Consider the following 14,507-nt stretch of genomic DNA (forward strand, 5'->3'; position numbering starts at 1 on the left):
GGCCGGCGCAAGGCCCTGGGCACGATCGGCGTGGTGTTCATCATCGGCACGGCGATCGCGAGCGCGGCGAGCGGCTACCCGATGCTGATGGCGGGACGGATCGTCCTCGGCCTCGCGGTCGGCGCGGCGTCGGCGACGGTACCGGTCTACCTGTCCGAGATCTCCCCGACGAAGATCCGCGGCCGGCTGCTCACCATGAACCAGCTGATGATCACGCTCGGCATCCTGATCGCCTACCTGGTCAACCTGGCCTTCTCGCGCAGCGAGATGTGGCGGGCCATGTTCGCCGTCGGCGCGGTCCCGGCCGCCCTCATGGTGGCCGCCACCCTGTGGCTGCTTCCCGAGTCCCCGCAGTGGCTCATCTCCCACGGCCAGGCCGACCGGGCGCGCAAGGGGATCGCCTCGGTCATCGACGAGGACACGGCGGACCGGCTGGTCGCCCGGGCACAGCAGCGGATCGCCGAGGAGCGCGAGAAGCAGACCGGGGACTCCGGGGCGGGCGGCCACGGAGCCAAGGGACTCCTCGCCCCCGATGTGCGGCCGGCCCTCGTCGTGGGCCTCACGCTCGCCGCGGTGCAGCAGTTCGGCGGCATCAACACGATCATCTACTACGCCCCGACCATCATTCAGCAGACCGGTCTCAACGCGTCGAACTCCATCTTCTACTCGGTGTTCATCGGCGTGATCAACCTCGTCATGACGCTGGTGGCGATCCGTCTGGTCGACCGGGCGGGCCGCCGCATCCTGGTCCTGGTCTCGCTGGGCCTCATGGCGGTCACCATCTTCCTGCTCGGCCTCGCGTTCGTGGTCGGCATGAACTCGGTGCTGACGCTGCTGTTCATGGTCGTCTACATCGCGGCGTACGCGGGCGGCCTCGGGCCCGTCTTCTGGACGCTGCTCGGTGAGATCTTCCCGCCCTCCGTGCGCGCCGAGGGGTCGAGCGTGGCCACGGCGGTCAACTGGGTGTCCAACTTCCTCGTCAGCCTCGCCTTCCTGCCGCTGGCCTCGGCGATCGGCCAGGGCGAGACCTTCTGGATCTTCGCCGGCATCTGTGTGGTCGCGTTCCTCTTCGTCGGCCGCTATCTGCCCGAGACCCGCGGACGCGACGCCGAACAGGTCCAGTCGGCCCTCCAGTCCCGCTTCGGACACGAGCCCGACGCGTCGGCGCCGGCGACGGACGCCCGCACGCGATGACCTCCGCGAAAGGACGCTCGCGATGAGCGACACCCTGCTCAGCCCGCCCGACATGGAACGCGCCGACGCCCTGGTGCTCTTCGGCATCACCGGCGACCTCGCCAAGAAGATGCTGCTGCCCGCCCTGTACCGCCTCACCGAGTCCGGCAGGCTGACCGTGCCCGTCATCGGTGTGGGCGCCGGCGACTGGGACGACGACGCGCTGCGCAAGCACGCGCGGGAGGCGGTCGTCGCCGCGGGCACGGACATCGACGAGGCGGTCTTCGCCCGGTTCGCGGAGCGGCTGTCCATCATCACCGGCGACTTCGCCGACGCCACCACCTTCACCCGGCTGCGCGAGGCCGTGGCGGGGTTCGGATTCGTGACGCACTATCTGGCGATCCCCCCGTCGCTGTTCACCGTGGTCGCCGCCGCGCTGGCCACGGCGGGCCTGAACCGCGACGCCCGTCTGGTGGTGGAGAAGCCGTTCGGCGACGACCTCGACTCCGCGCGCAGGCTCCAGGCGGAGCTGAGCACCCACTTCGACGACGACCATCTGCTGCGCGTCGACCACTTCCTGGGCAACCGCGCGGTGGAGAGCCTGATGGTCTCCCGGTTCGCCAACACGCTGCTGGCCCCGATCTGGCACCGCGCCTACGTGGACAACGTCCAGATCACCCTCGCCGAGGACTTCGACGTCGCCGACCGGGGTTCCTTCTACGACAAGGTGGGCTGCCTGCGCGACGTGGTCCAGAACCACATGCTTCAGGTCCTGGCCTTCCTCGCGATGGAACCGCCGAGCGCCGGCAACGCCCGGGCACAGGGCCTGGAGAAGTGGCGGGTCCTGCACGCGACCCGCACCATGGACCCCGCCGACACCGTCCGCGGCCAGTACGACGGCTACCGGGACGTCGAGGGCGTCCAGCCGGACTCCACCACGGAGACATACTTCGCGACCCGCCTGTTCGTCGACAACTGGCGCTGGTCGGGCGTGCCCTTCTACCTCCGCAGCGGCAAGGCGCTGGCCGTCACCGCCACCGAGGTCGTGGTCGAGCTGCGCGAACCGCCCCTGGAACTCTTCGGCGGCGAGCACGCGCGCACACCCCCGAACCTCATCCGCTTCCGCATCGACGGTGACACCGGCATCAGGGCCGACCTGATGGTGAGCAAGCCCGAGAAGGGCACCGGGCCGATGACCGTCCCCATCGGCGTCGACTACGCGCAGGTGCTGGGACGGCAGGAGCTGCCGTACGAGAACATCCTGTACGGCGCCGTCGAGGGCGATCCCGAGTGCTTCGCCTTCTTCCCCGCCATCCTGGAGTGCTGGCGCATCGTGGAACCGGTGCTCGACGCCGCGGATCCGCCCCTGCCGTACGCGCGGGGAAGCTGGGGCCCCGAAGCGGCGGGCCGGCTCCCCGGCCTGCGGAGCTGGCACGAGCTGGGCCCCCGCCTGTTCGACGACGGCCACGTGCACTGAACACGGGCGCGGACAGCGATGCACGAGGCGTGGCTGCGCGTCCGGGACAATCTGTGGCCCGTGCTCCAGCAGGCCGTGGCCGCCGCGCTCTCCTGGTGGATCGCCAGAAGCGTCTTCGACCACCACGTCCCGCTCTTCGCCCCGATCGCCACCCTCGTCGCGCTCAACACGCCCGTCGGAGGACGGGGCACCAACGCCGTACGGGTCCTGGCCGGGGTCGTCGCGGGGGTCGTCGTCGGCCAGCTGGCCTTGCGTCTCCTCGACCACAACGCCCTGTCCGTCGGCGCGGCCGTCCTGTGCGCGTTGCTCGTCGCCCTGGTCATCGACGGGGAGCGCATCACCATGGCCCAGGCCGCCGTGGGGGCGGTGATCTCCGTCGCGTCCGGACAGCAGGCGGGCATCGACCGGGTACTGGACGCGCTGCTCGGGGCCGGGGTGGCGCTCGTGTTCAGCCAGCTCCTCTTCCCGCCGCACCCGCTGGCCCTGCTGAGACGCGCCGAGACCGCCACGCTGGAGGGGCTGGGCCGCGCCCTGGACCTGACGGCGCGCGCCCTGGACGAGGCCGGGGAGGAGCGGGGCGCCCCGCCGTGGGAGGAGCTGCGTCCCATCTACACGCTGCTGTACGACCTCGCCGGCACCCGGGACGACGTCGTCGCGGTCGCCCGGCGCACCCTGCTGTGGCGGGGCCGGCGCGAGCCCGTCGTCCAGGAGATCGCGACCACGAAGTACCTGGACCTGCTGGGCAACAGCTGCCTCACTCTCATCCGCGGCGCCTCGGCCCTCGACACGCGGCACCGGCGGAGCGTCGCCCACACGGTGCGGGGCCTGTCCGAGGTCCTGGCGGCGCTGGCGAGGGCCCCGGCGAACCACGCCGTACGGCAGCGCGCGGCCCACCGCACCCTCGCCGTCGTCCGGGGCGCCCCGGACGCGGAGGGAGGCCCGGCCCTCCCGGTCGCCGTGCTGGAGAGCGCGCGGCTGGTGGCCGGGGACATCCTGGTCTTCGCGGGCGCCGACGTCGACGAGGCCGAGACCGCCCTGCGCGAGGGGGCCACCGATGTCCCCGTCAGCGTGGCGCCGAGACTGCGGTGGTCACCCCGCTCACGGCGCCGGGGCCCGTCTCAGTGAGCGGCTGCCGCGGGCCGCGCTCCGTCCGCCGCGTCCGACGGCTCGTCCTCGGGCTCCCAGCGCAGCAGGTCTCCGGGCTGGCACTCCAGCGCCTCGCAGAGCGCGGCGAGCGTCGCGAAGCGCACCGCCTTGGCGCGGCCGTTCTTGAGGACGGCCAGGTTGGTGGGCGTGATGCCGACGCGCTCCGCGAGTTCGCCCACGGACATCTTGCGCCTGGCCAGCATCACGTCGATGTCGACGGCGATCGGCATCAGATCACCTCGGCGAGCTCGGCCTGCATCCGCGACGCCTCGACGTCACGCGCGACGGCCTGAGCGAGCAGCATCCGCAGCACATGCACGATCAGCGCGACGCCCAGAACGGCCACGCCGATCCCGGCCATGATGACGGTCACGCCCGGATCCTCCCGCTGCCCCGGTGCGTTGAGGGCCGTGACCGTGAACCACAGGAGGGCCGCCGCCACGAAGGCACCGGTCATCCCGTTCACGTACCGGAAGGCGGCCTCGGAGAACACCGTTCCGCGCCGCACCATCGTCACCAGCCGCCAGATGCAGACCAGGGCGACCTGCGCCGTCACCATGCCCAGGATCGTGATCACCCGGAAAGAGGTGAGGGGGAGCGTCCCCGTCTCCGGGTCGGCGGCCAGCGCCCACACCATCGACACCTGCACGAAGACGGTGCCGACGAGCACCACCACGAGCACGGCGCGCAGCACATTCACGGTCAGCTTTCCCACGATCCACCTCTTTCACCCACGAATTACGATGAGAATCTATCGACTTTCGATAGGTCGAGCAAGTGGGTGGCGGCGATTAGGGGGTTGACGCTCCACCGCGACGGTCCTAGCTTTGCCGCCAACTGAAATATCAGTGTGCAGTTCTGAAGGAGCCCCCTGACCCGCCCCCCCCGCGAACGGAGCCGCCGGATGAGCACGGCACCCCTGCCCGAGCACCCCGACTGGCTCTGGCGCACCCCCGAGCCCAAGCGCGCGTACGACGTCGTCATCGTCGGCGCGGGCGGCCACGGCCTGGCCACCGCCTACTACCTGGCCAGGAACCACGGCATCACCGACGTGGCCGTGCTGGAGAAGGGCTGGCTGGCGGGCGGCAACATGGCCCGCAACACCACCATCATCCGCTCCAACTACCTGTGGGACGAGAGCGCGGCGATGTACGAGCACGCCCTCACGCTCTGGGAAGGGCTGCCGGCCGAACTCGACTACGACTTCCTGTTCAGCCAGCGCGGCGTGCTCAACCTCGCCCACAGCCTCCAGGACGTCCGCGACGGCGTCCGCCGCGTGGAGGCCAACAAGCTCAACGGCATCGACGCCGAATGGCTCGGACCGGACGAGGTCGCCGAGGTCTGCCCGATCATCGACGTCTCCCCGGACACCCGCTATCCCGTGCTCGGCGCCACCTACCAGCCGCGCGCCGGCATCGCCAAGCACGACCACGTCGCCTGGGCGCTCGCCCGGCGGGCCGACGAGCTGGGCGTGGACCTGATCCAGGGCTGCGAGGTCAACGGCTTCGTCAAGGACTCCGACGGCCGGGTCACCGGCGTCGACACCAGCCGGGGCCGCATCTCGGCCGGGCGGGTCGGCCTCGCCGCCGCCGGACACAGCAGCGTCCTCGCCGAACGCGCCGGTGTCCGCCTCCCCGTCCAGTCCCATCCGCTCCAGGCCCTGGTCTCGGAGCTGTACGAGCCGGTGCACCCCACCGTCGTGATGTCCAACGCCGTGCACGTGTACGTCTCCCAGGCGCACAAGGGCGAACTCGTCCTCGGCGCGGGCGTCGACGCGTACAACGGCTACGGCCGGCGCGGCGCCTTCCACGTCATCGAGCAGCAGATGGCGGCGGCCGTCGAACTCTTCCCGGTCTTCGCCCGCGCCCATGTGCTGCGGACCTGGGGCGGCATCGTCGACGTCACCCCCGACGCGTCGCCGGTCATCGGCGCCACGCCCGTGGAGAACCTCTACGTCAACTGCGGCTGGGGCACCGGCGGTTTCAAGGCCACCCCGGCGGCCGGCTGGACCTTCGCCCACACCCTGGCCACCGGCGAGGCCCACCCGATCAGCGCCCCCTTCGCCCTCGAACGCTTCACCACCGGAGCCCTGATCGACGAACACGGCGCCGCCGCCGTGGCCCACTGAGAGGAGCAGGCCGTGCTGCTGATCGACTGCCCGTGGTGCGGGCCGCGCGACGAGACCGAGTACCACTACGGGGGACAGGCCCACGTCCCCTACCCCGAACGCCCCGACGACCTCACCGACGAGGAGTGGGCGCGGTACGTGTTCTACCGCGACAACCCCGAGGGACCCTTCGCCGAGCGGTGGATGCACCGCACCGGCTGCCGCCGCTGGTTCAACGCGCTGCGCGACACCGCGAGTTACCGCGTCCTCGCGACGTACCGGCTCGACGAGCCCCGGCCCGGGATCCGTTCCGCACCGCACGAGCCCGCCGCACCGGCCGGAGGGAACCGATGACCCAGGACCACCGGCTGCCCCACGGCGGCCGTATCGACCGCCGCACCGAACTGCGCTTCACCGTCGACGGACGTGAGCTGACCGGCCACCCCGGCGACACCGTCGCCTCCGCCATGCTCGCCTGCGGCGTGACCGGCGTCGCCCCGTCGATCCACCGGAAGCGCCCGCGCGGCATCGTCGCGGCCGGCGTCGAGGAGCCCAACGCCCTGCTGCACGTGGCGGGCCCGTGCGCGGAGAGCATGCTCCCCGCGACCACCGTCGAGCTGTACGACGGACTGACCGCCACCACCCTGTCCGGGCTCGGCCGCCTCGACCCCGCCCCCGACCGGGCCGTGTACGACAAGAAGTACGTGCACACCGACGTCCTGGTCGTCGGCGCGGGACCGGCCGGACTGGCGGCGGCCGCCACCGCCGCCCGCTCCGGGGCCCGGGTCCTCCTCCTGGACGACCAGCCCGAACCGGGCGGCTCCCTGCTCTCCGAACGCACCGGCACGATCGGCGGACGACCGGCCGCCGACTGGCTGGCCGACACCGTTGCCGCCGTCGAGACCGTACCGGAGGCGACCGTGCTGCGCCGCACCACGGCGTTCGGCGCCTACGACGGCAACTACGTCCTGGCCCTCCAGAAGCGCACCGGCCACCTCGGCGCCGACGCACCCGAGGGCGTCTCGCGTCAGCGGCTGTGGCACATCAGGGCCCGCCAGGTGGTACTGGCCACCGGCGCCCACGAACGCCCCCTCGTCTTCGCTGGGAACGACCGGCCCGGCGTCATGCTCGCCTCGGCGGTGCGTACGTACCTCAACCGCTATGCCGTGACGCCCGGCTCACGCGTCGTCGTGAGCACCACGAACGACAGCGCCTACGACACGGTCGCCGACCTGCACGCCGCGGGCGTCCAGGTGCCCGTCGTCGTGGACGCGCGCCCCGGGCTGTCCGACCGGGCGGCCGAGGTGGCGCGGGCCACCGGGGTGCGCGTGCTCACCGGCAGCGCGGTCGTCGACACCGACGGAGAGAGCCGCGTCGAGGGCGTCACCGTCGGCGCCCTCGACGCCGACGACCGGCTCGTGGGGGACACACGGGCGTACGCCTGCGATCTGCTCGCCGTGTCCGGCGGCTGGAGCCCGGTGGTGCACCTGCACAGCCAGCGCCAGGGCACCCTGCGCTGGGACGAGGAGTCGGCGGCCTTCCTGCCCGACGGAGCCGTCACCGGCCAGCGCATCGCCGGCGCCGCGCGCGGCACGTACGACGTGGACGGCTGCGTGGCGGACGGCGCCACGGCGGGGGCCGAGGCGGCAGGGGACGCCGGACACCCGGTGGCGGCGGCCGTCGCACCGTACGAAGGGCGGCGGCAGACTGCGGGCCCCGTGCGCGCCCTGTGGCTCGTGCCCGGCGTCGACGGCACCGAACCCGCCGGCTGGGACCGGCACTTCGTCGACCACCAGCGGGACGTCACCGTCGCCGACGTGTGGCGCTCCACCGGCGCCGGGATGCGCAGCGTCGAGCACGTCAAGCGCTACACCTCGCTCGGCACCGCCCACGACCAGGGCAAGACCTCCGGCGTCAACGCCATCGGCGTGATCGCGGCCGCCCTCGGCGGCGGGGCCACGCCCGGGGAGATCGGCACCACCGCCTACCGCGCGCCCTACACACCGGTCGCCTTCGCGGCCCTCGCCGGACGCGCACGCGGCGACCTGTTCGAACCCGAGCGCACGACCCCCATCCACCCCTGGCACGTCGCGCACGGCGCGGAGTTCGAGGACGTCGGCCAGTGGAAGCGCCCCCGGTACTACCCGCTGCCCGGCGAGGACATGGACGCGGCGGTGGCCCGCGAGTGCCGCGCGGCCCGCGAAGGCGTGGCCTTCATGGACGCCTCCACCCTCGGCAAGATCGAGATCTGGGGCGCGGACGCCGGCGAGTTCCTCGACCGGATCTACACCAATGCCTTCAAGAAGCTCAAGCCCGGCACGGCCCGCTACGGCGTCATGTGCAGGCCGGACGGCATGATCTTCGACGACGGTGTGACCCTCCGCCTCGACGAGGGCCGCTACTTCATGACCACCACGACCGGCGGCGCCGCGCACGTCCTGGAGTGGCTGGAGGAGTGGCTCCAGACCGAGTGGCCCGAACTCGACGTGCACTGCACCTCGGTGACCGAGCAGTGGGTGACGGTCGCCGTCGTCGGGCCCGGGTCGCGCGAGGTCGTCGCACGGATCGCGCCCGGCGTCGACCTGTCCAACGAGGCGTTCCCCTTCATGGCCTTCCGCGAGACGACCCTGGCCTCGGGCGTGCCCGCCCGGATCTGCCGTATCTCGTTCTCCGGAGACCTGGCCTACGAGATCAACGTCTCCGCCTGGTACGGACTCGCCGTCTGGGAGCAGGTGCACGCGGCCGGGCAGCCGTACGGCATCACGCCCTACGGCACCGAGACGATGCACGTGCTGCGGGCCGAGAAGGGCTTCATCATCGTCGGCCAGGACACCGACGGCACGGTCACCCCGCACGACGCGGGCATGTCCTGGGTCGTGTCCCGGCGCAAGGACTTCATCGGCAACCGCTCCTTCTCCCGCCCGGACACCGCACGGGCCGACCGCAAGCACCTGGTCGGGCTGCTGCCCGCCGACCGGACGACCCGGCTGCCCGAGGGCACCCAGCTCGTCGCGCGGGACGCCGCCCTGGATACGCGTCCCGTGCCGATGCTCGGCCACGTCACGTCCAGCTACCACAGCCAGGCACTCGGCCGGCCCTTCGCGCTCGCCCTCGTCAAGGGCGGCCGCGACCGGATCGGCGAGACCCTGCTCGCCCCGGTCGGCGACACGCTCGTGCCCGTCCAGGTCGCCGAACCCGTGCTGTACGACCCCGAAGGGACGAAGCGAGATGGCTGAGCCGACGACGACCGCCCCCGGCCCGGCGCACCTGCGCCGCAGCCCCCTGCACCACCTCCACGACCGGATCCGCGCGGCCTCCACCCCCGCCGTGCGCCTGGCCGAACTGCCCTTCCTCACCATGACCGCCCTGCGCGTCGACCCGGCCGGCCCGGCGGCCGACCGCGTCGGCAAGGTCCTGGGCGCCGCACTGCCGACACGCTGCGGCGACACGGCGCGGGCCGGCGCGCGTACGGCACTGTGGCTCGGCCCCGACGAATGGCTCGTCGTCTCCGGCGACGACGAGCCGGGAGCCCTCACTGACGAACTGCGCCGGGCACTCACCGGTGACCACGGAGCCGCCGGCTCGGTGGTGGACGTCTCAGCGAACCGCACCACCCTCGCCCTGTCCGGCCCGTTCGCCCGGCACGTCCTGGAGAAGGGCTGCCCGCTGGACCTGCACCCCCGCTCCTTCGCCCCCGGCAGCGCCCTCGTCACCCAGGTCGGACCGGTCCCGGTCGTGCTCTGGCAGACCGGAGAGGAACCCGCCGCCCCCGCCTACCGCCTGCTTCCGCGCGCCTCCTTCGCCGACCACCTGACCCGCTGGCTCATCGACGCGATGGCCGAGTACGCGCACCCCGAGGTGCCCTGACGGCACTCGGCGAGGGGCGCGAGCGCCAGCGGGCGCCGGCTCACAGGACCGAGCGGACCTCCGCCTCGAACCCGGACACGTGCTCGCGGGCGATGCGCCGCGCCCGGTCCGCGTCGCCCTCGATGACGGCCTCCAGCAGCGCCCGGTGCCCCGCGACGTGTTCGGAGACGTGCGGCAGCCGGTCGAGGAACAGGTACCAGATGCGGAGCTGGAGGTTGTAGTACTGCTCCAGGGTCGCTTCGAGGTACTTGTTGTGCGCGCAGCGGTAGATCGTCCGGTGCACCTCGGTGTCCAGGGCCATCAGGTCGTGGCCGGCGTCGCCGGCACCGCCGAGCGTCCTCAGCAGCTCCCGCAGTTCGTCCTGCTCCGCCCGGGTCCGCCGCTTCGCGGCACAGTGGGCGGCGTGCCCTTCGAGTTGCAGCCGGACGTCCGTGACCAGCGCGAGGTCGGTGATGTTCACCTCCGTCGCGAACGTCCCCCGGCGGGGGAACACCACCACGAGGCTCTCCGACTCGAGCCGCTTGAGCGCCTGATGGACCGGCGTACGGCCCAGGCCGAGCCTGCGCGTCAGATCGTCCGCGCTGATGGGCGCGCCGGGGCTGATCTCCAACGTGATGATGAGATCCCGGATCGCCGTGTACGCCTGCGCGGCCAGCGACTGGCCCTGGAGGGGCGCCCGGGACGACGTGGTGGAGCGGGTAGCCATGCCGGTCAGCTTAGCCACGGAATTGATATGTCAGTCCCTGCGGTAGAGGTATTTCGACCGCCCCCGGTTTGCGGTGAGGGCATACGATGTTGCTCATGACGCAAGACGACGGTGATCTGGACGGCCTCGTCCGCAAGCGCCTCCGTGCCCTGCGGGTGGCGCAGGGCTGGTCGCTGGAGGAGCTGGCCTCCCGCGCCCACCTCAGCCAGTCCTCGCTGAGCCGCATCGAGAACGGTCAGCGCCGCCTCGCCCTGGACCAGCTCGTCACGCTCGCCCGCGCCCTGGACACCACGCTGGACCAGCTCGTGGAGACCGCCGCCGACGACGTCGTCACCAGTCCGACCGTCGACAGCGCCCACGGCCGGATGCGCTGGACCGTCAAGGCGGACCCCGGGATGAGCGTGGTGCGTCAGCGCATGACCGAGCCGCCGCCCGACAACCCGGCGCGCATGCGGGCGCACCCGGGGCGTGAATGGCTCGTCGTCCTGTCCGGCACGGCGGTCCTCATGCTCGGCCACCGCCGCTTCCGCCTGGAGACCAACCAGGCGGCCGAGTTCCCCACGATGATGCCGCACGCGATCGGCGCCGAGGGCGGACCCTGCGAGATCATGGGCATCTTCGACCGCGACGCCCGCCGCGGCCACCAGCGCGACGGCGACGACGACACGGGCCTCGCGGCACCCTCCCGGCGGTGACCTCTTGCGCGTCGGGCAGCACCTTCGGCCATCGTCTTGCGTGAACCGGGACAGTGCGTGCCGCAGGCGCATGGCCGTCCTAACGTGAAGCGCATGAACCACGCAGACCCGCACGCCCCCCACCACGGCGCTCCGCACGGCCACCATCACGAGCCCACGTCCGACGATCAGGCGGAGATCCTCGACCTGGACGCCGAGGTCCTCGCCGAACACACCGCCTCCCTCATGGCCTGGCTGCCGCTGGAGACCGGCCCGCACCACATCGTGGACCTGGGCTGCGGCACGGGGGCGGGCACCTTCGCGCTCCTCGACCGCTTCCCCGACGCGCACGTCACCGCCGTCGACGCGTCCGCCGAGCACCTCCAGCGCCTGCGCACCAAGGCGTGCGCCCGCGGCGCCCAGGGGCGCGTCCGCACCGTGCAGGCCGACCTCGACGAGGCGGCCTGGCCCGATCTCGGCGCACCGGACCTGGTGTGGGCGTCGGCCTCGATGCACCACGTGGCCCACCCCGACCGCGCACTGCGCGCCGTCCACCAGCTGCTGGCGCCCGGCGGCCTGTTCGCCGTCGTGGAGCTGGCCGGCCAGCCCCGCTTCCTGCCCGCCGACGCCCCCGAGGACCGGCCCGGCCTGGAAGAACGCGTCCACGCCGCGGCCGACCGCCTGCACGACGAACTCATGCCGCACCGCGGCGCCGACTGGGGCCCGATGCTGACCGCCGCCGGATTCACCGTCGAGGGCGAACGCACCCTCACCGTCGACATCGACGGCACCCGTGACGAAGCCGTCGGCCGCTACGCCCTCGGCGTCCTGCGGCGCATCCGCGGCGCCGTCGCCGACAGGATCGCCCCGGACGACCTCACCGCGCTCGACCAACTCCTCGACACCGACGGCGCGCACAGCGTCCTGCGCCGCGACGACCTGACGGTACGCACCGAACGCACCGCCTGGGCCGCCCGCCGCCCCTGACGGCGAGGACCGGGCCCCGGCGTGTCGTGACACCCGTGCGGGGCACTGGGGGACGATGGGGGCTTCCCCGGGCGGACACGGGACAGGGAGGGCACGTGGAGCAGGCGACGGACACCCGGCGGCGCATCCCCCGCACCGACGCCCTGCTGCGGGACCCGCGGCTCGCGGAGGCCGTCGGCCGGCTCGGCGCCGACACGGTGAAGTCGGCCGTCCGGCAGGCCCAGGACCGGGCCCGCCGCGGGACGCTCCCGCCCGAGGACGTCGCGGACGCGGCCCTCGCCCTCCTGCCGCGGACGGCCGGCGGACTGCGGCCGGTGATCAACGCGACCGGCGTGCTGCTGCACACCAACCTCGGCCGGGCATCGCTCTCCGCGGCGGCCCGCGACGCCGTGCGGCAGGCCGCCGGGCCGACGGACGTCGAACTCGACCTGCACACCGGTGTACGCGCCCGCCGTGGACGTACCGCACTGGCCGCGCTGCGCGCCCGCGTGCCCTCGGCCGGTGCCGTGCACGTCGTCAACAACGGTGCCGCCGCACTGGTGTTGGCGGCGACCGCGCTCGCCGCCGGCCGGGAGATCGTCATCAGCCGCGGGGAGATGGTGGAGATCGGGGACGGTTTCCGCCTGCCCGACCTGCTGGTGTCGACCGGCGCCCGGCTGCGCGAGGTCGGCACCACCAACCGCACCACCGTCGCCGACTACGCCGACGCCCTCGGCCCGGACACGGGCTTCGTCCTGAAGGTGCACCCCTCCAACTTCCGCATCACCGGCTTCACCCGCGCCGCCGGCACCGCCGAACTGGCCGCGCTGGGCGTCCCGGTCGTCGTCGACATCGGCTCCGGGCTGCTCGCACCCCACCCGCTGCTGCCCGAGGAGCCGGACGCCGAGAGCCAACTGCGCTCCGGCGCCGCCCTGGTGACGGCGAGCGGCGACAAACTGCTCGGCGGACCCCAGTGCGGACTGCTGCTCGGCGGCGACGACCTCGTGCGCACGGTGTCCCGGCACCCCCTCGCCCGCGCCCTGCGCGTGGATAAGCTGACCCTCGCCGCCCTCCAAGCGACCCTGACCGGCCCCGGCACCCCGACCGCCGACGCCCTGGCCGCCGACCCGGCACTGCTGCGGCAGCGCGCCGAACGGCTGGCCGCCGCACTGGGCGCCGACGGCGCCGCCGGCGTCGACGCGCGGGCCGTTGCGAGCGAGGCGACGGTGGGCGGCGGCGGCGCCCCCGGCGTCACCCTGCCCAGCGCCGCCCTGTCCCTGCCCGAGGCCTACGCCACCGCGCTGCGCACCGGACGGATCCCCGTGGTGGGGCGCCTGGAGGGCGGCCGGTGCCTGCTCGACCTGCGCGCCGTACCGGCGGAGGACGACGAACTGCTGGCCGAGGCCGTACGCGCCGCGGCGGAGAGGTAGGCGGCATGCGGGTGGTGGCCACCGCCGGTCACGTCGACCACGGCAAGTCCGCCCTGGTACGGGCGCTGACGGGCATGGAACCCGACCGCCAGGAGGAGGAGCGCCGCCGCGGCCTCACCCTGGACCTCGGCTTCGTCTGGACCCGGACCGAGGAGGACGGGGACCTCGCCTTCGTGGACGTGCCCGGGCACGAGCGCTTCGTCGCCACCATGCTGGCCGGCGTCGGACCGGTGCCCGCCGTGCTCTTCGTCGTCGCCGCCGACCAGGGCTGGCAGCAGCAGTCGCGGGAACACCTCGCGATCATCGACGCCCTCGGCGTCCGGCACGCCGTCCTCGCCGTCACCCGCAGCGACCTCGCCGACCCCGAGCCCGTACGGGCCGACGCCGTCGAACGCCTCGCCGCGACCTCCCTCGGCAAGGTGCCGTCCGTCGCGGTGAGTTCCGTGACCGGCGCCGGACTCGACGAGCTGCGCGGGGAGTTGGGGCGGCTGGCCCGGTCCCTGCCCGCGCCGCCGGCCGACGCCGACGTACGGCTGTGGCTGGATCGGGCCTTCACGGTGCGCGGACGCGGCACGATCGTGACCGGCACGCTCGGCGCGGGCACGCTGCGCGTCGGCGACCGGCTGCTCGTGGGGGACGGCACGGGTGAGCTGCGGGTGCGCGGGATGCAGTGCCTGCACGAGGATCGCACCACCGTGAGCGGCGTGGCCCGCGTCGCGGTCGACGTGCACGGAGCCGCCGACGGCACCCTGCGCCGGGGCCAGGTCCTGCTGTCGCCGGACCGCTGGCTGCTCACCACGCTGACCGACGTCCGCGTCACCGGCGAACCGGTCGACGCTCTGCCCCGGACGTCCACCCTGCACATCGGCACGGCCGCGGTGCCGGCGACCGTCCGCCCGCTCGGTGAGGACACGGCGAGGCTGACCCTCGCCCGCCCGCTGCCCCTGCGCGTCGGTGACCA

General features: G+C 73.2%; 14 protein-coding genes. 11 read left to right on the plus strand and 3 right to left on the minus strand.

Annotated features, from left to right (window positions below):
• From GTW67_RS21160 to GTW67_RS38205, 3 genes are all read left to right on the plus strand, one after another.
• A partial coding sequence (locus GTW67_RS21160; RefSeq protein ID WP_161166376.1) for a sugar porter family MFS transporter occupies positions 1-1,194 on the plus strand: 1,194 nt, incomplete at its 5' end.
• A gap of 22 nt (positions 1,195-1,216) precedes the next feature.
• On the plus strand, positions 1,217-2,650 hold the full coding sequence (gene zwf / locus GTW67_RS21165) for a glucose-6-phosphate dehydrogenase (RefSeq protein WP_161166377.1): 1,434 nt from the start codon (positions 1,217-1,219) through the stop codon (positions 2,648-2,650).
• Positions 2,651-2,668: 18 nt separating this feature from the next.
• Entirely contained in the window at positions 2,669-3,775 is a 1,107-nt protein-coding gene (locus GTW67_RS38205; RefSeq protein WP_161166378.1) for an FUSC family protein, read from the plus strand.
• On the opposite strand, the gene GTW67_RS21175 is transcribed toward GTW67_RS38205, so the two are convergent.
• Both GTW67_RS21175 and GTW67_RS21180 read right to left on the minus strand, forming a co-directional pair.
• Positions 3,769-4,026 (minus strand): helix-turn-helix domain-containing protein, encoded by a 258-nt coding sequence (locus GTW67_RS21175; RefSeq protein ID WP_161166379.1) that lies wholly within the window; start codon positions 4,024-4,026, stop codon positions 3,769-3,771. The two genes, GTW67_RS38205 and GTW67_RS21175, sit on opposite strands and share 7 nt — an antisense overlap.
• A complete protein-coding gene (locus tag GTW67_RS21180) occupies positions 4,026-4,511 on the minus strand; it encodes a DUF2975 domain-containing protein (protein ID WP_161166380.1) in 486 nt (161 codons plus the stop codon). Before GTW67_RS21180 ends, GTW67_RS21175 begins: the two co-directional genes overlap by 1 nt.
• Before the next feature lie 189 nt (positions 4,512-4,700).
• Here GTW67_RS21180 and GTW67_RS21185 point away from each other — a divergent pair, with 189 nt between their 5' ends.
• Genes GTW67_RS21185 through GTW67_RS21200 form a run of 4 tightly spaced genes read left to right on the plus strand, consistent with a single transcriptional unit; the run spans position 4,701 to position 9,770 of the window.
• Positions 4,701-5,924: a sarcosine oxidase subunit beta family protein gene (locus tag GTW67_RS21185; RefSeq protein WP_161166381.1), complete on the plus strand. Its 1,224-nt coding sequence runs from the start codon at positions 4,701-4,703 to the stop codon at positions 5,922-5,924.
• Between the two features lie 12 nt (positions 5,925-5,936).
• Positions 5,937-6,257, plus strand: a complete 321-nt coding sequence (locus GTW67_RS21190) for a sarcosine oxidase subunit delta family protein (protein WP_161166382.1) — start codon at positions 5,937-5,939, stop codon at positions 6,255-6,257.
• A complete protein-coding gene (locus GTW67_RS21195) occupies positions 6,254-9,139 on the plus strand; it encodes a sarcosine oxidase subunit alpha family protein (RefSeq protein WP_161166383.1) in 2,886 nt (961 codons plus the stop codon). Before GTW67_RS21190 ends, GTW67_RS21195 begins: the two co-directional genes overlap by 4 nt.
• Positions 9,132-9,770, plus strand: coding sequence for a sarcosine oxidase subunit gamma (locus GTW67_RS21200; RefSeq protein WP_161166384.1), 639 nt, complete (start codon positions 9,132-9,134; stop codon positions 9,768-9,770). Before GTW67_RS21195 ends, GTW67_RS21200 begins: the two co-directional genes overlap by 8 nt.
• A gap of 40 nt (positions 9,771-9,810) precedes the next feature.
• Here the strand turns inward: GTW67_RS21200 and GTW67_RS21205 are convergent, their stop codons facing one another.
• Complete coding sequence (locus GTW67_RS21205) at positions 9,811-10,476, minus strand: GntR family transcriptional regulator (protein ID WP_161166385.1); 666 nt, start codon at positions 10,474-10,476, stop codon at positions 9,811-9,813.
• 86 nt (positions 10,477-10,562) lie between these two features.
• Between GTW67_RS21205 and relB the strand changes: the two genes are divergently transcribed.
• The 4 genes from relB to GTW67_RS21225 form a co-directional block, all read left to right on the plus strand.
• Positions 10,563-11,171 (plus strand): type II toxin-antitoxin system RelB family anti-toxin, encoded by a 609-nt coding sequence (gene relB, locus GTW67_RS21210; RefSeq protein ID WP_161166386.1) that lies wholly within the window; start codon positions 10,563-10,565, stop codon positions 11,169-11,171.
• 93 nt (positions 11,172-11,264) lie between these two features.
• Positions 11,265-12,137, plus strand: coding sequence for a class I SAM-dependent methyltransferase (locus tag GTW67_RS21215; protein WP_161166387.1), 873 nt, complete (start codon positions 11,265-11,267; stop codon positions 12,135-12,137).
• Positions 12,138-12,232: 95 nt separating this feature from the next.
• Positions 12,233-13,546, plus strand: coding sequence for an L-seryl-tRNA(Sec) selenium transferase (gene selA, locus GTW67_RS21220; protein WP_346010707.1), 1,314 nt, complete (start codon positions 12,233-12,235; stop codon positions 13,544-13,546).
• A 5-nt stretch (positions 13,547-13,551) separates the two neighbouring features.
• The coding region (locus GTW67_RS21225; RefSeq protein ID WP_202437498.1) for a GTP-binding protein at positions 13,552-14,507 on the plus strand (956 nt) is incomplete at its 3' end.

Origin of the sequence: Streptomyces sp. SID5910 (assembly GCF_009862125.1) — a bacterium.
Classification (GTDB): Bacteria; Actinomycetota; Actinomycetes; order Streptomycetales; family Streptomycetaceae; genus Streptomyces.